Origin of the sequence: Mesorhizobium sp. CU3, assembly GCF_006442965.1 — a bacterium.
In the GTDB taxonomy this organism is placed as follows: domain Bacteria; phylum Pseudomonadota; class Alphaproteobacteria; order Rhizobiales; family Rhizobiaceae; genus Mesorhizobium.
Window position 1 is genome coordinate 211,875 of sequence record NZ_VFWX01000011.1, and the last position, 21,753, is coordinate 233,627.

Sequence of the window (21,753 nt, forward strand, 5' to 3'; positions counted from 1 at the left end):
CGAATCAGTCCTAGATCACCCAGGGCGCGTAGACAGGCCGACTGACGGCGATCATCTCCGCGACGCGGCCACGCTCGCGGCGACGCGTCTCGACGATTTCGAAGGCCGTGTGGTCAGACAACAGTCGCCGCAAGGCCGAAGCGTTCATCCGATGGCCGCCGCGATAGGAGCGGAAGCAGCCGATAAAACGCGCGCCTGCCAGCGCAAGATCGCCCATCGCGTCGAGCGTCTTGTGCCGCGCGAATTCATTGGGATAGCGCAGTCCACCGACATTGATGACGCGATTGTCGTGGCCGATGACCAGCGAATTCTCCAGCGACGACCCAAGCGCATAGCCCGCAGCCCACAGCCGCTCGACATCCTTCATGAAACCAAAGGTGCGGGCGCGCGCGATATCGCGGCGGAAAATGTCGGGGTTGATGTCGGAAGCGAATTGCTGCCGGCCGATCGCCGGGCTTTCGAAATCGATCTCGACCTCGAAGCGCGTGCCGTCATAGGGCCGGAACTCGGCCCAGGACGCGCCGGCCTCGACGCGCACAGGCTTGAGCACGCGGATATAGCGGCGCTTCACGGCCAGCGTCTCGATGCCGGCCAGGTCGAAGGCATCGATGAAGGCCATGGCGCTGCCGTCGAGGATCGGAACCTCTGAGCCGTCGATCTCGATGATCAGATTGTCGATGCCGAGCCCGAACACGGTCGCCATCAAATGTTCGATGGTTCCGATATGCGCGCCGGCGGGGTCGCCCAGCATGGTGCAAAGATCGGTGGCGCCGACCTCCGAGACCAAAGCGCGGAACTCATGCCCCCCCTCTTCATTCGAAAGATGGCCATCCTTCAAGAGGTGGAAAACGATACCCGTATCGGCGTCGGCCGGAAGGAAATGCACGGTAACCGGATTGCCGCTGTGGACGCCGATGCCGGTCAGCGTCGCGCGCGTTTTCACTGTTGTCTGATGGTCGTGCAAGACAAACCCCGTAGCCCTAACTGCCTGCGTCCGCTTCATCAGCCTTGCGTGTCTCACGGGCCAGTTTCATCCGGCGCTCGCACAAAGGCGGCAAGACGAGCAAGAGCATGCGGCTCTGTATGATCGGCAGGCAGGGCTACTCCCCGAATCCCGGCAGGCCGACTTTGGTCGGACGGAAGATAATGACCCGCCCGGGAGACTCCAAATCACGGTTTCTTTCCCCGTGTAACCACGGAAAGGCGTAAGGAAACCAAGCTAACATTTTGTTTTTAATAAGTTTTATAAAAGGAACAGGCAGACGATTTCCCGTCTGCCTGTTAACAACCGTTATATAACGTTAACGATCAGCTATCCGCTGTATCGCTCAGTTGGCCTGGCGGCGCAGGAAGGCCGGGATTTCCAACTGGTCGTCTTCCTGGACCGTGCGGGCCTGCGGCATCAGCCGGCCCTGATCATCGAGCTGGCCGCGGCGCGGCGCATAGAGCGCCGGATCCTGGCTGGCGAGGCGGCGCATTTCTGGCGCTGCCTGGCGCAGTTTCGGCTCGCGTGGCTGCGCCGGCTGCAACCGGGCCGGTTCTTCCTCGCGGCGGGTCAGGCCGTTGGTCAACCGCTTGATCAGGCCCATCGGGCCGCTGTTCTCATGGTCGGCGGGACGAGTCTTGGCTTCGACTTCGGCTCTGACAACCGGCGGAAAGTCTTCCACGCGCGGCATGCGCTGCGGGGCGGCCTGCACAGGCTGCGGCATCTCGCGCTGCGGCGCGGGCTGCATGACCTGCTGCGGCGCGACCGGCTGCGGCCGCGGCTGGGCCGGCGGCGCCTGGAAGATCTTGCTCTGCGGCTGGAAGTCGTCGACCGGCACGGCGCGCGCCTGCGCCATGGCGGCTGCATTGGCTTCGGCAAGCTGGATCGCCTCGGCGACCGGATCGGCCGCGCGCGGCTCGTAGGCCTGCGGCTGAACCGGAGCGGGGCGGATCTCAGCGACCGGAGCCGCCGCCGGACGGCCGGCAGCCGGCTTCTGCGGTGCGCGGATCGAGATCGGCGCCGCCGCGATTTCGGCCGCCGACTTGTCGATGCCGGTGGCGACGACCGAGACGCGGATCACGCCTTCCAGTTCCTCGTCGAAGGTGGCGCCCAGGATGATGTTGGCGTCCTGGTCGACCTCCTCGCGGATGCGGGTCGCGGCTTCGTCGACCTCGAACAGGGTGAGGTCGCGGCCGCCGGTGATTGAGATCAGCAGGCCCTTGGCGCCCTTCATCGAGGTCTCGTCGAGCAGCGGGTTGGCGATCGCGGCTTCCGCCGCCGCCATCGCGCGGCCCTCGCCCGAGGCTTCACCGGTGCCCATCATCGCCTTGCCCATCTCGCGCATCACCGAACGCACGTCGGCGAAGTCGAGGTTGATCAGGCCTTCCTTGACCATCAGGTCGGTGATGCAGGCGACGCCCGAATAGAGCACCTGATCGGCCATGGCGAAGGCGTCCGCGAAGGTGGTCTTGTCATTGGCCAGCCGGAACAGGTTCTGGTTGGGGATGACGATGAGGGTGTCGACACATTTCTGCAGTTCCTCGATGCCCATGTCGGCCGTCTTCATGCGGCGCTGGCCTTCGAAGTGGAACGGCTTGGTGACGACGCCGACGGTGAGGATACCCTTTTCGCGCGCCGCGCGGGCGACGACCGGAGCAGCACCCGTGCCGGTGCCGCCGCCCATGCCGGCGGTGACGAAGCACATATGGGTGTTGGAGAGGTGATCGATGATCTCGTCGATGCACTCTTCCGCCGCCGCGCGGCCGACTTCCGGCTGCGAGCCGGCGCCGAGGCCTTCGGTGACATGCGCGCCGAGCTGGATCAGCCGCTCGGCCTTCGACATCGTCAGCGCCTGCGCATCGGTGTTGGCAACGACGAATTCGACCCCGCGCAGACCGGCGGTGATCATGTTGTTGACGGCATTGCCGCCGCCGCCGCCGACACCGAACACGGTGATGCGCGGCTTAAGCTCGGTGATGTCCGGCTTCTGCAGATTGATGGTCATTGTCTCCGTCCTTTGCCTTTCCCGCCGCTTCGCCGCTGCGGCCGCCTATGGGGCTGTCCCCGTCAATTAAAAACTGTCTCTCAACCACTGACTCATGCGATGCAGTTTTCCGCCCGTCCCGGTCATCCTGAAACCGGAAAGTCCTTTCGCCGAATGGCTCTCGAAGCTCGCCATCTGCGGATAGATCAGCAGTCCGACCGGCGTCGAGAACGCCGGCCCCTTCGCCGCTTCCGGCAGGCCCGCCACACCGAGCGGCCGGCCGATGCGCACATTGCGCCCGAGAATGCGGCGCGCCGCTTCCGGCAGACCGGAGAGCTGGCTGGCGCCGCCGGTAAGCACGACGCGTTTTCCCACGGCATTGCCGTAGCCCGACTTGTTCAGCCGGTCGCGCAACAGCTCCAGCGTCTCGTCGATGCGGGCGCGCACGATGCGCGTCATCACCGAGCGCGGTATCTGCAGCGGCACCTCGCCTTCCTCGCCGATCGGCTGGATCGAGACCAGGTCGCGGTCGTCTGCGCTGCCGGGCAGCGCCGAGCCGTGCATCACCTTCAGCCGCTCGGCCGCGTCGAGCGAGGTCGACAGGCCCTTGGCCATGTCGAGCGTCACATGGTTGCCGCCGATGGCGATGGCATCGCCATGCACGAACTTGCCTTCCGAAAACACCGAGATCGTCGTGGTGCCGCCGCCCATGTCGATACAGGCGGCGCCCATTTCGAGCTCGTCGTCGACCAAGGCGGCAAGCCCACTGGCATAGGGCGTCGCCACCATGCGCTCGACCGACAGATGCGAGCGGTTGATGCAGAGCTCCAGATTGCGCATGGGTGCCGCGTCACCGGTCAGCACATGCATGTCGACGCCAAGCGCATCGCCGACCATGCCGCGCGGATCGCGCATGCCGCGCTCGGCATCGAGCGAGAAGCCGACGGGCAGCGAATGGATGACCTCGCGCTCGGCCCTCAGCGCCTGCTTGGCGCCGGCCGCGAGCACGCGCTTGATGTCGGCTTCCTCGACCTGATGGCCGCCGAGATTGATGGTCGCCGAGAAGGCCTCGCTCTTCAGGCGGCCCGCCGTCATGTTGACGATGAGCGAATCGACCGTAAGCCCGGCCATGCGCTCGGCCGCGTCGACAGCGAGGCGAATGGCGTGCTCGGCGCGATCGAGGTCGACCACGACGCCCGACTTCACGCCTTGCGATTTCTGATGGCCGATGCCGATCACCTGGATGCGGTGCGAGCGCCCGCGCAACAGCTTGCCGTCCTCGTTCGGCTTGAGCTTCGCCACCACGCAGCAAACCTTGCTCGAGCCAACATCGAGCACGGTGAGCGTGCCCGACCGGCGCGAAGACTGATCACTGCCGCCACCAAGCCAGCTCATATCTTCGTCCCCGCTTTGTGCTTGGTCGGGCTCTTCGGCTTGTCGGTGAGCGCGGCCTCGCGCTGCGTCGCCGCTTCCGGCGACAGCTCCACGACCAGCCGGTCGGTGAGCCGCATGTCGACCGCAGCGATGTCGCGCGTCAGCAAGCCATCGTCATGATCGATCTTGACGAGCTCGGCGATCGCCTGGTCCTCGCCGTCTTCCGGCAACTTGATGGTGATGCCGTTCTCGAGCCTCAGGTCCCAGCGCCGTTCGCCGACCCGGATATAGCCTTTGACCCGCGCGGCAAGCTCGGGATAGCGCTTGATCTTCTCAACGAAATCCGGCGCCACAGCCGGCGCGCCGGTGCCGATGATCAGCGGCAGCAAGGCCTGCCTGCCGCCCGAAAAGGGTGCGATCACCTCGCCGGAACGCTCGATGACCGAAACCGAATCGCCCTGCTGCCAAAGCGCGAAAGGCTCGCGCTCATCGATATGAACTTCGAGCGTATGCGGATAGATCTTGCGCACCGAGGCGCCCTCGACCCAGGGCAGCGTCGCGATGCGTTCGCGCGCGGCCTCGGCATCGAAGCCGATCAGCGAGGTCCAACCGTCGAGGCCGATCCGGTCGAGCACGTCGATCTCGGATGTCTGGCGGTTGCCGATCACTTTGATCTGGTCGACGGCGAAGCCGGTACGCGCCGTCACGCCCTGCACGATGCTGTCGCCATAGCCGCCGAGATAGGCGCCATAGGCGCTGCTCGATGCGATCAGGGCAGCGGACAGGATCGCCGCCGAAAAGCGCGGCGCCTCGTACTCGCCGCCGCACAGGCGCCCGAGCAGACGGACCGGCCTGCGCAACTGGCGCGGCAAAACGAAATGGTCGAACGACAGCGGCATGCCGAACAGCGCGAAACCGGCCGCGCCGCTGCCCTTGCCCTGTCCCAACCTCAACGCAGACACGAAGCGTCCTCCACCATCCAACTCAACAAATCGCCGAACGAGTGTCCCGCTTGCGCGGCGATTTCAGGCACAAGAGACGTCGGCGTCATGCCCGGCTGGGTGTTGACCTCGAGCCAGACAACCTCGCCGTTTTCGGAGTGACGGTCGTCGTAACGGAAGTCCGACCGGGAGACGCCCCGGCAACCGATGGCAAGATGAGCCTTGAGGGCCAGTGTCTGTATTTTTTGGTAAATATTCGGTGAAATTTTAGCAGGGATTTCGTGTTTTGATCCGCCCGGCACGTATTTTGAATCGTAGTCGTAGAAGGAATGCCCGGTCGGGATGATCTCGCAGACGCCGAGCGCCACATCGCCCATCACCGCGCAGGTCAGCTCGCGCCCATGGACGTAGCGCTCGACCATGACGATCTCGCCATATTTCCATTCCGACGAGCCGATCACCTGCGGCGGATGCGACTGCCCCTCATGCACGATGACGACGCCGAAGCTCGATCCTTCATTAACCGGCTTGACCACGTAAGGCGGCTTCATCGGATGCTTGCTCTGGATGGCGAAGCGATTGACCACCTTGGATTCCGCGACCGGAATGCCGGACGCCTTGGCGACCTTCTTCGCCTGCTCCTTGTTCATGGCCAGCGCCGATGCGAGCACACCCGAATGAGTGTAGGGAATTCCAAGATATTCGAGAATTCCCTGGATGGTGCCGTCCTCGCCGAACGGACCGTGCAGCGCATTGAAGGCGACGTCGGGCTTGAGCTCGGCGAGCACAGCCCCGACATCGCGCGAAACATCGACGCGGGTGACCTTGTAGCCTTCATTCTCGAGCGCATCCGCACACGCCTTCCCCGAGGACAGAGACACGGGCCGTTCCGAGGAGAATCCACCCAGGAGCACAGCCACATGTTTCTTCTTCATTCCCGCCATTTCCCCTCTCACGCCGGGCCTGCAACCGAAATTCCAGCAGCGCATTCCCGAGCATTGAGTCCGAGTCTTCCGGCAGGTTGCCCCCCAGACGGAAAACGCGACTTAACGCGTCGAACGACTCAAATCAGGAAACGCTTTAGGGCAGAGAATCAGAGAGTTGATTCCCTGGCAAGTGCCTATGAATCCGAGAGATTCACTTTCCGCGAAAATAGCCGCAAAAAGTGAATTGTGAGTCTTTAAGGCAACGGTTTTGCGATCATTCAGACCTTCTGGAAGTTCAAGTATCACTTGAACTTCAGACTTAGCTAAAGGAGTTGCCCCAGGAACTCCTGCACCGCATGATCGGGACGGAAATTGCCGAGCCGCTTGATTTCCCAATGCAGCCGGATGCCCGAATTCTCGAGCACGCGCGCGCGCACCGTCTCGCCGAGATATTCGAGATCGTAGCCGGTCGCGGTGCCGGTGTTGATCATGAAGTTGCAGTGCATCGGCGACATCTGCGCACCCCCGATCATCAGCCCGCGGCAGCCGGCCTTGTCGATCTCCTTCCAGGCCGAGGTGCCTTCCGGATTCTTGAAGGTCGAACCGCCGGTCTTCTCGCGGATCGGCTGCACCGTCTCGCGGTGGTTCTGCACCGCATCCATCTGCGCCTTGATCGCCCCCTTGTCCTCGGCGACGCCTTCGAAAATCGCCGAGGTGAAGATCAGTCCGGCGGGCGCTGAGGAATGGCGATAGGCGTAACCCATATCGGCATTGCTCAGTGTGTGAAGATTGCCCTTGCGGTCGAGCGCCCGCACCTCGACGACGCGCTCGCGCGTCTCGACGCCGTTGGCGCCGGCATTCATCCGAAGCGCGCCGCCGATGGCGCCCGGAATGCCGTGATAGAAATGGAAGCCGCCGATGCCGGCTTCATAGGCGACAGCCGCGACACGCTTGTCCGGCGTGGCAGCACCTGCCTTGATCGTGGTCGGTCCGGTGACTTCGGCCTCGCCGAAACCCTTGGCCGAAAGCCTGACGACGAAACCGGGAATGCCGCCGTCGCGCACCAGAAGGTTGGAGCCGACGCCGACCACCATGATCGGTATTTCCTCCGGCACGGCGCGCAAGAATGCCGCGAGGTCTTCCTCGTCGGCCGGCTGGAACAGCGCTTCCGCCAGGCCGCCGGCGCGGAACCAGGTAATCTTGTCCATCTCGGCATTGGGCGTGACGCGGCCGCGCAGGCCGGCAAGCCGCTCGCCAAGCTTGTCGATGAGCGCCTGGCCACGCATCATGCCGGCGTCCCCCCGAGCTCCCTGGGCAGCGCATAGGCCCATTGCGTGATGTTGCCGGCGCCGAGGAAGACGACGAAGTCGCCGGGCTTGGCAAGCTCGCGGATGGCTGGCGCGATTGCCGCCGCGCCGTCGATATAGCGTGCGTCGCGGTGGCCGCCGGAGCGGATGCGCGACACCAGCGCGTCGGAAGTCACGCCTTCGATCGGCTCTTCACCGGCGGCATAGACCGGCGCCACCATCACGGTGTCGGCATCGTTGAAGCAGACGGAGAATTCCTCGAACAGGTCGTGCAATCGGGTAAAGCGATGCGGCTGCGCAATCGCGATCACCCGCCCCTTGGTGGCGCTGCGCGCGGCCTTCAGCACCGCCGCGATCTCGACAGGATGGTGGCCGTAATCGTCGAACACCTCGACGCCGTTCCAGGTCCCGGTGTGGGTGAAGCGGCGCTTGACGCCGGCAAAGGACGACAGACCCTTCTTGATCGCCTCGGGCGAGAGGCCGAGCTCATGCGCAACCGCGATTGCGGCGGTCGCGTTCGAGACGTTGTGGCGGCCGGGCATCGGCAACCGCAGGCCGTTGATCGCCGTCGTGCCGCGTCCCTTGCGGTCGCGGATCACCACGTCGAATTCGGAGGTCGCGCCCTGCATGCGGTGATTGGCGAAGCGCACGTCGGCCTGCGCGTTCTCGCCATAGGTGATGACGCGCCGGTCCTCGATGCGGCCGACCAGCGCCTGGACTTCCGGATGGTCGGTGCACATCACGCCGAAACCGTAGAACGGCACGTTCTCGACGAACTGGCGAAACGCCTCGCGCACCTTGTCGAAGCTGCCATAGTGGTCGAGATGCTCGGGGTCGATGTTGGTGACGACGGCGATGTCGGCCGGCAATTTCAGGAAGGTGCCGTCGCTCTCGTCCGCCTCGACCACCATCCATTCGCCGTCGCCCATGCGCGCATTGGTGCCATAGGCATTGATGATGCCGCCATTGATGACGGTCGGGTCGAGCCCGCCGGCCTCGAGCAGCGTCGCCACCATCGAGGTGGTGGTCGTCTTGCCATGCGTGCCGCCGATGGCAATCGCCTGCCGGAAGCGCATCAGCTCGGCCAGCATCTCGGCGCGGCGCACGATCGGCAGATTTTTTTCGCGCGCGGCCTTGAGTTCCGGGTTCGACTTCTTGATGGCCGTCGATACCACCACAACCTCGGCGTCGCCGAGATTCTCGGCCCTGTGGCCGACGAAGCATTCGATGCCCTTGTCGCGCAGGCGCTGCACATTGGCGCCGTCGGCCTGGTCGGAGCCTTGCACCTTGTAGCCCAGATTGTGCAGCACCTCGGCAATGCCGCTCATGCCGATGCCGCCGATGCCGATGAAATGCACGAGGCCAATCGTCTGCGGCATCTTCATGCGCGCGTCCTCCTGTAGTCCGAAACCGTTTTGCCGGACGCAATAGCCTCTGTGAGATCGGCGAGCAACCGCGCCGCGTCGGGCTTTCCGGCGGAACGGGCGGCGGCGGCCATGGCCGACAGCCGGCCAGGATCCTTGATCAGCCCGCCGACCAGTTCCGCGACCCGCTCCGGTGAGAGCGTCGATTGCGGGTGAAGCTCGGCGCCGCCGGCCGCGGCAAGGGCTGCTGCGTTCGCCGCCTGGTCGTGGTCGAGCGCGTGCGGATAAGGCACCAGCAGCGCCGGCCGGCCGATGACGGCGATCTCCGAGACCGTCGAGGCGCCGGAGCGCGACATCACCAGATGCGCCGTCGCCATGCGCGCCGCCATGTCAGTGAAGAAAGGCGAGACCTGCACGTCAACGCCGAGTTCGGCGTAGGCGGCCTTGACCCGCGCCACATCCTCCGCGCGCGCCTGCTGCGTGATCACCAGCCGCTTGCGCTGGTCTTCCGGCAGCAGTGCGATCGCCGCCGGCACCGCGTCGGAAAAGAACTGCGCACCCTGGCTGCCGCCGAACACCAGGAAGCGGAACGGCTCGCCGTCATTGGACGCCACATAAGGCGTCTTCGCAGCTTCCAGCACCTGCGGCCTGACCGGATTGCCTGTGGTTACGGTTTTGGCGCCGTCGGCACTTTCCCCCTCGGGTAGGAAGCCGCCGGCGATCGCGTCGACGCGGCTTGCCAGCGCCTTGTTGGCGCGGCCCATGACGGCATTCTGCTCATGGATCAGCGTCGGCACCTTGCGCCGCGTCGCGGCATAGAGCGGCGGCAACGTCGGATAGCCGCCGAAGCCGACGACGGCCCCGGGCTTGATCTTGCCGATCACCCGTCCCGCTTTACGCACCCCTTGCCAGATCATCCAGAAGGCCGACAGCACTGCGATCGGATTCTTCGAGCCGAGCGTCGCCGACGGGATCGCGTGGATGTTGACGGCGGGGAACTGGGCCGAATAGCGCTCGGCGCGGTGGTCGGTGGCCAGATGCACCTTCCAGCCGCGCTCGATCAGCTCATGCGCCAGCGCCTCGGCCGGGAACAGATGCCCGCCCGTGCCGCCGGCCGCCAAAAGGATGACACCTTTTGCCATCCCGCCTCATTCCGCCGGCATAGGGCGCTGCGACAGCGCGAAGCCCATCTGCTTGCGCTTTTCCGGCCGCTTGCGCGTCAGCGCCAGCACCATGCCCATCGAGATGGCGATCGCTATCTGCGAGGAGCCGCCATAGGAGATGAAGGGCAGCGTCATGCCCTTGGCCGGCATCAGTTGCAGGTTCACGCACATGTTGATCGCCGACTGCAGCCCGAAGACGGTGACCAGCCCGCCGACGGAGTAGCGGGTGAAATCGTCATGCTCCTTGAGCGCGATGTTCAAGCCGCGCAGCACGATGAAGGCGAAGATCGACATGATGAAGAAGCACATGATCAGGCCGAACTCTTCGCCGGCGACCGAGAAGACGAAATCGGTGTGAGCATCCGGAACGATGCGCTTTACGGTTCCCTCACCCGGCCCGACACCGAACCAGCTGCCGTTGATCAGCGCCTCGCGGCCCATGTCGACCTGGAACGTATCGCCTTCGCCGGTCAGGAACTTGTCGATGCGTAGCGCAACGTGCGGGAACACCGAATAGGCGGCGAACAGGCCGCTTGCGCCGATGACGCCGAGAGCGGCGATCCACAGCCATGGCAGGCCGGCCATGAAGAACATGACGCCCCAGGTGCCGGTCACCAGCATGGTCTGGCCGAGGTCGGGCTGCGCCACCAGAAGCGAGATCACCAGCACCAGAAGCAAAAGAGCGAACAGGTTGCCGGGGATATCCGGCTGGCGCTTGTGCTCGGCAAACAGCCAGGCGCAGATGATGACGAAGGCGGGCTTCAGGAATTCGGACGGCTGGATGGAAAGGCCGGCGAGCGACACCCAGCGCCGCGCGCCCTTCACCTCGACGCCGACATAGAGCACCGCCACCATCAGCACCAGCATGATGCACAGCATCACCAGCGACATGCGCCTTATCTGCCGCGCCTGCAGGAAGGAGACGGCAAGCATGACGATCAGCGCCGGGATGGTGAAGATGACCTGTCGGGTGGCGAAGTGGAAGCTGTCGAGACCGATACGCTCGGCCACCGCGGGGCTCGCCGCGAAGGACAAGATGATGCCCAGTCCCATGAGTGACAGGAACGCGGCCAGGAACCAGCGATCGATCGTCCACCACCAGGTGGCGACAGGACTTTTGTCGAGACGGCTTTGCATCAACGTGGCCCTCCGATGGGTATCACCCCATCAATAGCAGCCGCAGCTTGCCTGAAGGCTTCGCCGCGAACTTCGAAATTCTTGAACTGGTCGAAACTGGCGCAGGCCGGCGACAACAGCACCACGGCCTCGCCGCCACCGTCATTCGCCGCGTCGTTGGCGGCGTGTTCGACCGCGGCCGCAAGCGTTCCGGATATTTCGTAAGGCACCGCCTCGCCGAGCGTCGCCGAAAAGGCCGGTGCGGCCTCGCCGATCAGATAGGCCTTGGCGATACGCGGGAAGAAACCGCGCAGCGGCTCGATGCCGCCTTCCTTGGGCAGGCCGCCGGCGATCCAGTAGATGCGGTTGGGAAAGCTCGACAGCGCGGGCGCGGCCGCATCGGCATTGGTCGCCTTGGAATCGTTGACGAACAGCACATGGCCTTTGCGGCCGACCTGCTCCATGCGGTGCACCAGCCCCGGGAAGCTTTCGAGTCCGGCCTGGATCTCGCCAAGCTCCAGCCCGACCTTCAGGCAGGCGACGACGGCGGCCAGCGCATTCTGCGCATTGTGCTGGCCGCGCAGCGAGCCGATGCCTTGGAGGAAGGCGACGCGGCTGTAGCGGCCATCCACGGCTTCCATCAGATTGGTGCCGTCGGCGAAATAGCCGTCGGTCAGCGGCAGGCGCTTGGAGATGCGCACGACCTGCCGGCCCGCCCGCTCCAGCCGGTCGGCGATCTGCGCGCACCAGGAATCGTCGACGCCGACGATCGCGGTGTCCGAGCCAGCGACCAGCCTTTCCTTGATCGAGGCGTAATGCGCCATCGTGCCGTGCCGGTCGAGATGGTCGGGCGTCAGGTTGAGCAGGATGCCGGCGGTCGGGTTGATCGAGGGCGCGAGGTCGATCTGGTAGGACGAACACTCTACCACGTAGTGCCGCGTAGGTTCGGGCGGATCGAGCGTCATGACGGCGCGGCCGATATTGCCGCCCATCTGCGTGTCGCGCCCGGCCGATTTCAGGATATGCGCCGTCAGCGCCGTCGTCGTCGACTTGCCGTTGGTGCCGGTGATGGCGATGAACGGTGCGCTTGGGGCACGCTGGATGCGCTCGCGGCAGAACAGCTCGATATCGCCGATCACCTCGACGCCGGCGCCGCGCGCCAGTTCCACCGTCCAGTGCGGCTTGGGATGGGTCAACGGCACGCCGGGCGACAACACGAAGGCGGCGAAGCGCTGCCAGTCGGCGGCGCGCAGGTCGCCGGTCGCAATGCCGGCGGCCGCCGCCTTGGCGACGCTGTCGGGATTGTCGTCCCAGGCCAGCACCTCGGCGCCGCCCGCGATCAGCGCATGCGCGGTCGCGATCCCCGAACCGCCAAGCCCGAAGAGCGAAACGCGTTTGCCAGAAAAGGATGCGGCGGGGATCAAGCGGCGTCCTATCTGAGCTTGAGGGTGGAGAGGCCGACCAGCGCCAGGATCACCGCGATGATCCAGAAGCGGATCACCACCTGGCTTTCGGTCCAGCCGAGCTTTTCAAAATGATGATGGATCGGCGCCATCAGGAAGACGCGCTTGCCGGTCATCTTGAAATAGCCGACCTGGATGATGACCGACAGGATCTCGACCACGAATAGGCCGCCGACGATGACCAGCACGATCTCGTGCTTGGTGGCGACCGCGACGGTGCCGATCAGGCCGCCCATCGCCAGCGAGCCGGTGTCGCCCATGAAGATCGCGGCCGGCGGCGCGTTGAACCACAGGAAGCCGAGGCCGGCGCCGATCACCGCGCCGAGCACGACGGCCAGTTCGCCGGTGCCGGGCACGAAATGGATCTGCAGATATTCGGCGAAGATCGCGTTGCCGGAGAGATAGGCGATGACGCCGAAGGACGCCGCCGCGATCATGATCGGCACGATCGCCAGGCCGTCGAGGCCGTCGGTCAGGTTCACCGCATTGCCGGCGCCGACGATGACGAAGCAGGAGAACGGCACGAAGAACCAGCCGAGATTGATCAGGAACTCCTTGGCGAACGGAAAGGTCAGCGACGACGAGAACGGCGCCTGGCCGTTGTGCATGATCACCCAGGCGGCGATGCCGGCGATGATGAATTCGAGCCCCAGCCGCGCCTTGCCGGAAAAGCCCAGATGCGACTGTTTGGTGACCTTGAGGTAGTCGTCATAGAAGCCGATGGAGCCGAAGCCGACGGTGACCAGAAGCACCACCCAGACATAGATCGAGGAAAGGTTCGCCCACAAAAGCGAGGAGCCGATGATGCCGGACAGGATCATCAGCCCGCCCATGGTCGGGGTTCCGGCTTTCTTGAAATGCGTCTGCGGGCCGTCGGCGCGGATCGGCTGGCCCTTGCCTTGCCGCAGGCGCAGCGAATTGATGATCGTCGGCCCGAAGATGAAGACGATCAGCGCCGAGGTGATCAGCGCGCCGCCGGTGCGGAAGGTGATGTAGCGGAAGACGTTGAAGAGCGAGATCTTGTCCGCGAAATCGACGAGCAGTGTGAACATGGTCTTTCCGTCCCCCGGAGCCCGACGCTCAAGTCGGATGAATGTTGGTGGCTTCCGCCGGAAATTTGCCGAGCAAGGCCTCGACGAGCTTTGAGAAGCCAATGCCTTTCGACGACTTCACCATCACCACGTCGCCGGGCCTCAGCGCCGAGATCACGATCGGCTTCAGCTCTTCCGCGCCGGCGCGGTATTCGGTCTCGATGTCGGATGGCAGGATCTCGGCCAGCGCCCGCATCTCCGGGCCGCCGAGAAACACGTTGCGCGTTCCCGTACCGATGATCAGTTCGGCAAGGTCGGCATGCAGCCTGGCCGAATGACTGCCGAGCTCCAGCATGTCGCCGAGCACGGCGATGCGCCTGCCCTCGCCCGAGACCGGCGTAGCGTTAAGCAGCGCCATGGCGGCGGCCATCGACGCCGGATTGGCGTTGTAGCTCTCGTCGATCAGCGTGATCGGCCCGTTCGGGTGGCGTAGGACATGGCGGCGGCCGCGCCCGCGCTCGGCCGACAGGTCGGCGAGCGCCGCCGCGACCTTGTCGAGATCGGCGCCGGCCAGCTTCGAGGCGCCCAGCACGGCCAGCACGTTCTGCACCATATGCCGGCCCGGCGCGCCGATCCGCGCCGTCACATCCTGCTTGCCGATCTTGGCGGCGATGTCGGAATGGTCGGCGTAGAGCTCGCAACTGGTGAGCCGGAAGGTCGAGCGCCCGTTCTCGCCGAAACCGAAGATATGCTCGACGCCGGCTTCCTTCGCCATTTTCTCGAGCAGCTTCCAGCGCGCATCGTCGCGGTTCAGCACCGCAGCACCTCCGGGCTCCAGCCCTTCGAAAATCTCGGCCTTGGCCTTGGCGATCTCGTCGAGATTTTTGAAGAAGCCGAGATGCGCCGCAGCGATGATCGTGACGATGGCGACATGCGGCCTCACCATCTTGACCAGCGGCCTGATCTCGTCGGGATGGTTCATGCCGATCTCGAAGACGGCGTAGTCGCAATCCTCGGGCATCCGCGCCAAGGTCAGCGGCACGCCCCAATGGTTGTTGAACGACTGCGCCGAGGCATGCACCTTGCCGACGGCCGACAGCACATGGCGCAGCGCTTCCTTGGTCGTCGTCTTGCCGGCCGAACCAGTCACCGCGATGATCCTGGCCTTGGCGCGGGCACGCGACGCGACGCCAAGCTTCTCCAGCGCCGCAAGCACGTCCTGCACGACGATCATCGGCGCCGTCAGCCGGCCGAGTGACGGCAGCTTGCCTTCGGCGACGACCAGCACCGCGGCACCCGCTTTCACCGCGGCGGTCGCGAAATCATGGCCGTCCATGGCTTCGCCCTTGATGGCGAAGAAAGCGTCGCCTGGCTCCAGGCTGCGGCTGTCGATGGAAATTCCGGTGATGCCTTCGGGCAGCGAGCCGATGGGCCTGCCGCCCATGGCATCGACCAGCGCTTCGGACGTCCACAAAAGACTCATGCAGCGCGCTCCGTCAGCGCTTCGCGCACTTCCTCATGGTCGGAGAAATGGAAGGTTTCGCTGCCGATGGTCTGGCCTTCCTCATGCCCCTTGCCGGCGACGATCAGCGTGTCGCCAGCATGCAGCATCGCCACTGCCTGATGGATCGCCTTGCGGCGGTCGCCGATCTCGATGGCGCCGGGCGCGGCGGCAAGGATGGCGGCGCGGATGGTTTCGGGCACTTCCGTGCGCGGATTGTCATCGGTGACGATAACGACATCGGCGAGCCTGGTCGCGATCTCGCCCATGATCGGCCTTTTTCCGCGGTCGCGGTCGCCGCCACAGCCAAACACCACGACGACGCGGCCGGTAGTGAAGGGCCGAACCGAGGTCAGCACGTTTTCCAGCGCGTCGGGCTTATGCGCATAGTCGACATAGACCGGAGCGCCCGCGGCGGTGGTGCCGACAAGATCGAGCCGTCCCGGCGCGCCCTTCAATTTCTCAAGCGCGGCCAAGGCCTTGTCGACCGGCGTTCCAGTCGAAATCGCGAGGCCGGCCGAGACGAGCGCGTTGGCGATCTGGAAGTCGCCGGCCAGCGGCAGGTCGATTTCGTGCAGCACGCCGTCGATTTCGACCTCGGCGCGCTGGCGCCGCCGCTCATGCTCGACCCGCTTCAGCGTCAGGAAATTGCCGTGGCGGCCGACGGTGAGTACCTTCAAGCCGGCCGCCTGTGCGGCTTTCACAGTCGGTTCGGACCAGGGATCGTCGGCGAAGATGACGGCCGGCGCGCCCTTGGGCAGCAGCGTGTCGAACAAGCGCAATTTGGCGCGGTGATAGTCCTCGACCGTCGGATGGTAGTCCATGTGGTCGCGGCCGAGATTGGTAAAGGCGCCGGCGGCGAGCTTCACGCCGTCGAGCCGGCGCTGGTCGAGACCATGGCTGGAGGCCTCCATCGAGGCGTGGGTAACACCGGCGTCGGCCAGTTCCTTGAGCAGTTGATGCAGCGCCACCGGGTCGGGCGTGGTCAGCGAGCCGTAGTCGTTGCGGCCGGGCGCCACCACGCCGGTCGTGCCGATCGAGGCGGCGGCAAAACCTGCCTGCTCCCAGATCTGGCGCGTGAAGGTGGCGACGGACGTCTTGCCGGCAGTGCCGGTGACGGCGACCATGGTTTGCGGTTGCCTGCCGAAGAAGCGCGCCGCGCTCAGCGCCAGCGCCAGGCGTGGATCGTCCACGTTCAGAACAGGCACGGACAGGCTGGAAATGGCGGTGCCCTTGCCTGCAACGACGGCGATGGCGCCTCGCGCCGCGGCATCGGCGGCATAGGCCGAACCGTCGGCCTTGCTGCCGGCCAAAGCGAAAAAGACCACGCCGGTTTTGACCGCGCGGGAATCGGAGGATAGGCCGGTCACCTCCAAATCGCGGGAAGCAGTTCCCTCGACAGGCAGGATACCGGCTAGATCTTTAAGGTGCATTGAGTCCCGTTCACTGCAACAAAATAGCGCGCTGTTGCCGGCGCGCCCTAAGAATCATTGATAGGAAACCAGCGTTGCACCATTTTCATGGCTGAAATCTGGCTTCACGCCAAGCATGGCCGCCGAACGCCGGATGATGTTGCCCGCCATGACACCCGCATTGTTGGCAGCGACGTCGGTCATGCCGGGCTTTTCCGGATGCGGGGCGTCGGCGATCGTGAACACCAGATATTGCGGATCGTCCATCGGGAAGGCGGCGACGAAGGTGTTGAAATTCAGGTCCTTGGAGTAGCGGCCGTTGATGACCTTTTCGGCCGTTCCGGTCTTGCCGCCAACGCGGTAGCCGGGCGCCCTGGCGTTCCTGGCCGAGCCCTTCTCGGCGTTGAGCGTGTAGAGGTAGCGCATGCCTTCGACGGTCTTGTCGCTGACCACTCTCTTGGCGACCGCCATGGCATCCTGCTCGCTGCGGACTAGGAAGGTCGGCTGGATCAGATAGCCCTGCATCAGCGCGGCGCAGCCGACGGCGGCCTGCAGCGGCGTCGTCGACACACCATGGCCGAAGGCGATGGTGAAGGAATTGACCTGTTTCCAGACCTTTGGTTCGGTCGGACGGGCGACTTCCGGCAACTCGGTCTGCATCCGGTCCAGAATGCCGAGGCGATGCAGGAATTCGCGGTGGCCCTCGATGCCGACCAGCTCGGCCTCCCTGGCCGACCCGATGTTGGATGAATACAGGAACACCTCGGGCAGTGACAGCACGCGGTTCTTGCCGTGGAAATCGTGAATGGCCTGATGGCCGACCCGGATCGGATGCGAGGCGTCGAAGCGGCTGTTCATCGTCGCCTTGCCGGAATCGAGCGCCATCGCCGAGGTGAAGCTCTTGAAGGTCGAGCCCATCTCGTAGAGGCCGGCCGACATGCGGTTCAGCCGGTCCTTTTCCTGCGCGTTGTAAGGATTGTTCGGATCGAAATCCGGCACCGAGGCCATGGCGATCACTTCGCCGGTCTTGATGTTGAGCACGACGCCGCCAGCGCCGAGCGCGCGATAACGCTCCAGGCCCGCGGCGATCTCGTCGCGCACCACATGCTGGACACGCAGGTCGATCGAAAGCCGGACCGGCTTCAGGTCCTTGGCCACAGCAAGGCCCGACGCCTGCAGGTCGCTCAAGCCCTGCTCGTCGACATACTTCTCCATGCCGGAGATGCCCTGGTTGTCGATGTTGGTGAGGCCGACAATGTAGGAGGAGGTCTCGCCACTCGGATAGAAGCGGCGCTTTTCGGTGCGGAAGCCAAGGCCGGGAACGCCGAGCGCCATGATGTCGGACTGCTGCTTTGGCGTCAGCTGCCGCTGCAGCCAGACGAAGCCGGCGCCGCTCTTGAGCTTGCGATAGGTCTGCTCGTAGTCGATCTCGGGCAGCACCGTCGACAGTTTCTCGATCGCCTCGTCGGCGTCGACGATGCGCCGCGGCTCGGCAAACAGCGACGCCGTCTTGATATCGGTCGCCAGCACCTCGCCATTGCGATCGACGATATCCGGACGCGATGCCGTGACCCGGCTCTCCGGGCCGCCCGACAGGTCCGGGTTCTGCATGCCGAGATAGACGAGACGACCGGCGATGGTCGAATAGATGGTGAAGAACACCGCCATCGTCATGACGATGCGCGTCTTTGCCTTGCCGCCGGTCGCCTTGCGCGTGGCGTCGACGACGATCGAGCCGTCCTCGGCAGCCTTCTTGCGGCGCTTCAGCAGGTTGCCGATCCTTGGAAGCCTACCGATCATTGAACGGTGCTCCCGGTGACCACTGGATCCTTGTCGTCCGAAGGCTCCTTGCCGGAATTGTCGGCCATGCCGCCGAGCCGTTGCGAGGTGAGGTCCTCGATGGTCAAGGGTTTCACCGGAATGTCGTCGAGGCTGCCGATCTGGTGGGCGTTGACGGGCTCGAGCCCGAGCTGGCCCTTATAGACATCGGCAAGCTTCTGCAGCCGCGACGGCTGGGTGAGCAGGCTCCAATCCGCCTTGAGGAGATCGATCGTCTCTTCCTCATAGTGGATCTGCGCCTGGATCTTCTGCACAGCCTTCAGCTGTTCCTCGGCTTCGCGCTTGGTCTTGTAGGTCAGGGCCGCGGCCGAGACCATGACGGCGATCAGGACTATGTCGCTGGTACGAAACACGTGCTCACCTCTCCCCCGGCCGTTCGACGGCGGGAAGCTTTGGAAGGCCGAAAATCGAAAAATCGCCGGCGCGCGCCGGCGCCTCGGTGCGGATTGCCGCGCGCAGCCGGGCCGAGCGCGCCCGCGGATTGGCTTCTGTCTCAGCCTCGCCCGGCGTGACGCCGCCGCCGGATTTGCGGAAGGTCGCCACGCGCGACGGCGTGTCGGGCATATGGCGCGAGCCGCTGGCCGCCTCGGCGCGATCGGCGATGAAGCGCTTGACGATGCGGTCTTCCAGCGAATGGAAGGTCACCACCGCCAGCCGTCCACCGGGCCTCAGCATGCGCTCCGCGGCAAACAGCGCTCTCGCCAGTTCACCAAGCTCGTCATTGACGAAGATGCGCAGCGCCTGGAAGACGCGGGTCGCCGGATGGATCTTGTCCTTCGGCGTACGACCGATATGGGTGGCGATGGCGTCGGCGAGGTCGAGCGTGCGCTCGAACGGACGCTTCTCGCGCCGGCTCTCGATCATGCGGGCGATGCGGCCGGCATGGCGCTCCTCGCCGAGGAAGCCGAAGATGCGGGCAAGGTCGCCCGCCTTGAAGCTGTTGACGACGTCGGCGGCGGAAAGGCCCGCCTGCGCCATGCGCATGTCAAGCGGTCCGTCGGCGCGAAAGGAAAAGCCGCGCTCGGCCTGATCGAGCTGCATGGACGAAACGCCGATATCGAGCACCACGCCGTCGGCGCTTTCGACATACTCGTCCAGCGTCGAGAACGGCGCCTGGACAAGCCTCAGCCTGCCACCGGCCTTTTCTTCAAGCGCCTTGCCCGCCGCGATCGCATCCGGATCGCGATCGATGGCGACGACCGAAGCGCCGCGATCGAGGATCGCGCCGGTATAGCCGCCGGCGCCGAACGTCCCGTCGACGATCGTCTCGCCCGGCTTCGGCTCGAGAGCCTGAAGCATTTCGGCAAGGAGGACCGGAATGTGGCGGGCCAGTCCGCCAACGGCGTGAGGGTCATCGCCGTGGCCAGCCATCATTCCGATCGCTCCCCGGGCTTCGTCCCCTGCCGAAGCTGCAACAGCCTGGCCCGCGCCTGCGCCCCATAGGCGGCAAGCCGTCCCGGCTCCCAGACTTGAAAGAAATTGCCGCGGCCGACAAAGGCCACCTCGTTCGAGATGCCCGTATGCTCGCGGATGAAATCGGTCATGGTGATGCGGCCGTCCTGGTCCAGCTTCAGAAACGTCCCGTCGCCATGGCAGAAGAACGACATGTCGTCCGCCGTCTGCAGGAACGGGTCTTCCAGCGCGATCCGCTGCTCGTAGCGGTCGAGCAGATCGAGCCCGCCGACATCCATCGCCGGCAGGTCCAGGCAGCGCAGCGCATAGAGTTCCGCATAGCCGCGCTTCTGCACGACAGCGCGGAAATGCGCCGGAACGGACACCCGCCCCTTCGCGTCGATCCTGTTCAGAGCATTTGACAGAAATCGGTCCAATGAACGCTACAGCCGCTTCCGCCGCCGCACCCCTTCCCATGTTGTTCTCCGCGCCCCCGCGCACGCGCCAAACCGCTTCATTCACCGGGGCAAAAACCGACAAACGTTCAGCCGCCGCGGCTGCCCGATTGGCGTACGCTTCACCCTGACGCGGAACGAATGCTTGATTTAAATGGGATATCATGGGGCACTATGGGCGTCAACGGGAACAGGCATCACAAACACGCGCACCACAACCAGAAAGCGCAGGCTGAAGGCACGTCTCGTCTTTATCCTCCATTAAGCCTAACGAAGCGTTTAGAGCTGTCTGGCCCAAAACGACGCGGCTTGCTGCGAACGCCGGCCGCGCATAGCGTCGGCGGCGATTGCCGTTCAGCCGAAGGAAATGAGCCTCATGTCCGAAACCGCGAAGTCCCGCGCCGCGGCACTCGCCCATCTGCGCAGCAGCGATTTCGCCAAGGGCGATCCGATCCCCCTGACGCTGACCATGGCCTCGATCTTCCACACGCCGGGCGCCGAGGCCGGCTTCGATCAGTATGGCCGCTACGACAATCCGACCTGGCGCGCCGTCGAGCACGCGCTGGGGCATCTCGAAGATGCGCAATGCGTCACCTTCCCGTCCGGAATGGGCGCCATATCGTCGGTGTTTTTCGCGCTGCTGAAAGCCGGCGACCGCGTGCTTCTGCCGTCCGACGGCTATCATGCCACGCGCGCCATGGCGGAGCGTTTTCTAAAGCCGCTCGGCATCGCCTACGACACCAGGCCGACGCCGACCTTCCTCGACAGCGGCTTCGACGGCTACCGGCTGGTTTTCGCCGAGACCCCGTCCAACCCGCGGCTGGACATCTGCGACATCGCGGCGGTGGCCGAAGCCGTTCACGGACAGGATGGGCTGCTGGTCATCGACAACACGACGATGACGCCCTTCGGCCAACGCCCTCTCGACCTCGGCGCCGACATCGTCGTCTCCGCCGACACCAAGGCCGTGAACGGCCACTCCGACGTGCTTTTCGGCCATGTCGCCAGCCGCGATGCCGAGATCGTCGCCAAGGTGACGGACTGGCGCAGCCTGGCCGGCGGCATTCCCGGGCCTTTCGAGGCATGGCTGGTGCATCGCGGCCTGGAGACGCTGGAGGTGCGCTTCGACCGCATGTGCTCCTCGGCCGAAACGATCGCAAAGAGGCTAAAAGCCCACCGCGCGGTCAGTGGCCTGCGCTATCCCGGCCTAGACGGCGATCCCTCGCACAATCTGGCGCGCGCCCAGATGGAGCGCTTCGGCTTTCTCATCTCTTTTGAACTGGCCTCGGAGCAGAAGGCGGAAGCTTTCATCGACGATTGCCCGCTGATCGAATCGGCGACCTCGTTCGGCGGCGTGCATACGTCCGCCGAGCGACGCTCGAAACGCGGCGACGCCGTGCCGCCCGGTTTCGTGCGCCTGTCGATCGGCTGCGAACCGGTGGACGAGTTGTGGCGCGCCATCGAGGCGTCGCTGGATAGGATCGGCGGTTAAAGCCCTGG

At 64.9% G+C, this 21,753-nt stretch carries 18 protein-coding genes; 1 reads left to right on the forward strand and 17 read right to left on the reverse strand.

Going from position 1 to position 21,753, the window contains the following annotated elements:
• Positions 1–10: 10 nt before the first annotated feature.
• The 17 genes from lpxC to mraZ form a co-directional block, all read right to left on the reverse strand.
• Positions 11–1,003, reverse strand: a complete 993-nt coding sequence (gene lpxC, locus FJ988_RS18800; RefSeq protein WP_140819835.1) for a UDP-3-O-acyl-N-acetylglucosamine deacetylase — start codon at positions 1,001–1,003, stop codon at positions 11–13.
• A 325-nt stretch (positions 1,004–1,328) separates the two neighbouring features.
• Complete coding sequence (ftsZ, locus tag FJ988_RS18805) at positions 1,329–2,990, reverse strand: cell division protein FtsZ (RefSeq protein ID WP_140819836.1); 1,662 nt, start codon at positions 2,988–2,990, stop codon at positions 1,329–1,331.
• Positions 2,991–3,056: 66 nt separating this feature from the next.
• A complete protein-coding gene (gene ftsA / locus FJ988_RS18810) occupies positions 3,057–4,364 on the reverse strand; it encodes a cell division protein FtsA (RefSeq protein WP_140819837.1) in 1,308 nt (435 codons plus the stop codon).
• The gene (locus FJ988_RS18815; protein ID WP_140819838.1) at positions 4,361–5,305 is read right to left on the reverse strand and encodes a cell division protein FtsQ/DivIB; all 945 of its coding nucleotides are present in this window, start codon (positions 5,303–5,305) and stop codon (positions 4,361–4,363) included. The genes ftsA and FJ988_RS18815 overlap by 4 nt, the downstream gene beginning before the upstream one ends.
• Entirely contained in the window at positions 5,293–6,219 is a 927-nt protein-coding gene (locus tag FJ988_RS18820; protein ID WP_140819839.1) for a D-alanine--D-alanine ligase, read from the reverse strand. The genes FJ988_RS18815 and FJ988_RS18820 overlap by 13 nt, the downstream gene beginning before the upstream one ends.
• A 314-nt stretch (positions 6,220–6,533) precedes the next feature.
• Complete coding sequence (murB, locus tag FJ988_RS18825) at positions 6,534–7,499, reverse strand: UDP-N-acetylmuramate dehydrogenase (protein ID WP_140819840.1); 966 nt, start codon at positions 7,497–7,499, stop codon at positions 6,534–6,536.
• A complete protein-coding gene (gene murC, locus FJ988_RS18830; RefSeq protein ID WP_140819841.1) occupies positions 7,496–8,902 on the reverse strand; it encodes a UDP-N-acetylmuramate--L-alanine ligase in 1,407 nt (468 codons plus the stop codon). The genes murB and murC overlap by 4 nt, the downstream gene beginning before the upstream one ends.
• Complete coding sequence (murG, locus tag FJ988_RS18835) at positions 8,899–10,023, reverse strand: undecaprenyldiphospho-muramoylpentapeptide beta-N-acetylglucosaminyltransferase (RefSeq protein ID WP_140819842.1); 1,125 nt, start codon at positions 10,021–10,023, stop codon at positions 8,899–8,901. Before murG ends, murC begins: the two co-directional genes overlap by 4 nt.
• A 6-nt stretch (positions 10,024–10,029) precedes the next feature.
• Positions 10,030–11,181: a putative lipid II flippase FtsW gene (gene ftsW, locus FJ988_RS18840; protein ID WP_140819843.1), complete on the reverse strand. Its 1,152-nt coding sequence runs from the start codon at positions 11,179–11,181 to the stop codon at positions 10,030–10,032.
• Positions 11,181–12,584: a UDP-N-acetylmuramoyl-L-alanine--D-glutamate ligase gene (gene murD, locus FJ988_RS18845; protein WP_140819844.1), complete on the reverse strand. Its 1,404-nt coding sequence runs from the start codon at positions 12,582–12,584 to the stop codon at positions 11,181–11,183. Before murD ends, ftsW begins: the two co-directional genes overlap by 1 nt.
• 8 nt (positions 12,585–12,592) lie before the next feature.
• A complete protein-coding gene (mraY, locus tag FJ988_RS18850; protein ID WP_140819845.1) occupies positions 12,593–13,675 on the reverse strand; it encodes a phospho-N-acetylmuramoyl-pentapeptide-transferase in 1,083 nt (360 codons plus the stop codon).
• Between the two features lie 28 nt (positions 13,676–13,703).
• Positions 13,704–15,137 carry a UDP-N-acetylmuramoylalanyl-D-glutamyl-2,6-diaminopimelate--D-alanyl-D-alanine ligase gene (locus tag FJ988_RS18855; RefSeq protein ID WP_140819846.1) on the reverse strand — a complete coding sequence of 478 codons (1,434 nt, stop codon included), beginning with the start codon at positions 15,135–15,137 and terminating at the stop codon, positions 13,704–13,706.
• Positions 15,134–16,588: a UDP-N-acetylmuramoyl-L-alanyl-D-glutamate--2,6-diaminopimelate ligase gene (locus tag FJ988_RS18860; protein ID WP_140819847.1), complete on the reverse strand. Its 1,455-nt coding sequence runs from the start codon at positions 16,586–16,588 to the stop codon at positions 15,134–15,136. The genes FJ988_RS18855 and FJ988_RS18860 overlap by 4 nt, the downstream gene beginning before the upstream one ends.
• A gap of 54 nt (positions 16,589–16,642) precedes the next feature.
• Positions 16,643–18,367 carry a penicillin-binding protein 2 gene (locus tag FJ988_RS18865; RefSeq protein WP_140819848.1) on the reverse strand — a complete coding sequence of 575 codons (1,725 nt, stop codon included), beginning with the start codon at positions 18,365–18,367 and terminating at the stop codon, positions 16,643–16,645.
• Positions 18,364–18,759 (reverse strand): hypothetical protein, encoded by a 396-nt coding sequence (locus FJ988_RS18870; protein ID WP_140819849.1) that lies wholly within the window; start codon positions 18,757–18,759, stop codon positions 18,364–18,366. Before FJ988_RS18870 ends, FJ988_RS18865 begins: the two co-directional genes overlap by 4 nt.
• 4 nt (positions 18,760–18,763) lie before the next feature.
• Positions 18,764–19,780: a 16S rRNA (cytosine(1402)-N(4))-methyltransferase RsmH gene (gene rsmH / locus FJ988_RS18875; protein ID WP_140819850.1), complete on the reverse strand. Its 1,017-nt coding sequence runs from the start codon at positions 19,778–19,780 to the stop codon at positions 18,764–18,766.
• Positions 19,777–20,235 (reverse strand): division/cell wall cluster transcriptional repressor MraZ, encoded by a 459-nt coding sequence (gene mraZ / locus FJ988_RS18880; RefSeq protein WP_140819851.1) that lies wholly within the window; start codon positions 20,233–20,235, stop codon positions 19,777–19,779. The genes rsmH and mraZ overlap by 4 nt, the downstream gene beginning before the upstream one ends.
• Before the next feature lie 394 nt (positions 20,236–20,629).
• Here mraZ and FJ988_RS18885 point away from each other — a divergent pair, with 394 nt between their 5' ends.
• Positions 20,630–21,745 (forward strand): cystathionine gamma-lyase, encoded by a 1,116-nt coding sequence (locus tag FJ988_RS18885; RefSeq protein ID WP_140819852.1) that lies wholly within the window; start codon positions 20,630–20,632, stop codon positions 21,743–21,745.
• Positions 21,746–21,753 lie beyond the last annotated feature (8 nt).

What these genes read in the sequence shown, in the direction of transcription:
- lpxC (WP_140819835.1), bottom strand. Translation starts at nt 1,003, where the DNA reads ATGAAGCGGACGCAGGCAGTTAGGGCTACGGGGTTTGTCTTGCACGAC.
- ftsZ (WP_140819836.1), bottom strand. Translation starts at nt 2,990, where the DNA reads ATGACCATCAATCTGCAGAAGCCGGACATCACCGAGCTTAAGCCGCGC.
- ftsA (WP_140819837.1), bottom strand. Translation starts at nt 4,364, where the DNA reads ATGAGCTGGCTTGGTGGCGGCAGTGATCAGTCTTCGCGCCGGTCGGGC.
- FJ988_RS18820 (WP_140819839.1), bottom strand. Translation starts at nt 6,219, where the DNA reads ATGAAGAAGAAACATGTGGCTGTGCTCCTGGGTGGATTCTCCTCGGAA.
- murB (WP_140819840.1), bottom strand. Translation starts at nt 7,499, where the DNA reads ATGATGCGTGGCCAGGCGCTCATCGACAAGCTTGGCGAGCGGCTTGCC.
- murC (WP_140819841.1), bottom strand. Translation starts at nt 8,902, where the DNA reads ATGAAGATGCCGCAGACGATTGGCCTCGTGCATTTCATCGGCATCGGC.
- murG (WP_140819842.1), bottom strand. Translation starts at nt 10,023, where the DNA reads ATGGCAAAAGGTGTCATCCTTTTGGCGGCCGGCGGCACGGGCGGGCAT.
- ftsW (WP_140819843.1), bottom strand. Translation starts at nt 11,181, where the DNA reads ATGCAAAGCCGTCTCGACAAAAGTCCTGTCGCCACCTGGTGGTGGACG.
- mraY (WP_140819845.1), bottom strand. Translation starts at nt 13,675, where the DNA reads ATGTTCACACTGCTCGTCGATTTCGCGGACAAGATCTCGCTCTTCAAC.
- FJ988_RS18855 (WP_140819846.1), bottom strand. Translation starts at nt 15,137, where the DNA reads ATGAGTCTTTTGTGGACGTCCGAAGCGCTGGTCGATGCCATGGGCGGC.
- FJ988_RS18860 (WP_140819847.1), bottom strand. Translation starts at nt 16,588, where the DNA reads ATGCACCTTAAAGATCTAGCCGGTATCCTGCCTGTCGAGGGAACTGCT.
- FJ988_RS18865 (WP_140819848.1), bottom strand. Translation starts at nt 18,367, where the DNA reads ATGATCGGTAGGCTTCCAAGGATCGGCAACCTGCTGAAGCGCCGCAAG.
- rsmH (WP_140819850.1), bottom strand. Translation starts at nt 19,780, where the DNA reads ATGATGGCTGGCCACGGCGATGACCCTCACGCCGTTGGCGGACTGGCC.
- FJ988_RS18885 (WP_140819852.1), top strand. Translation starts at nt 20,630, where the DNA reads ATGTCCGAAACCGCGAAGTCCCGCGCCGCGGCACTCGCCCATCTGCGC.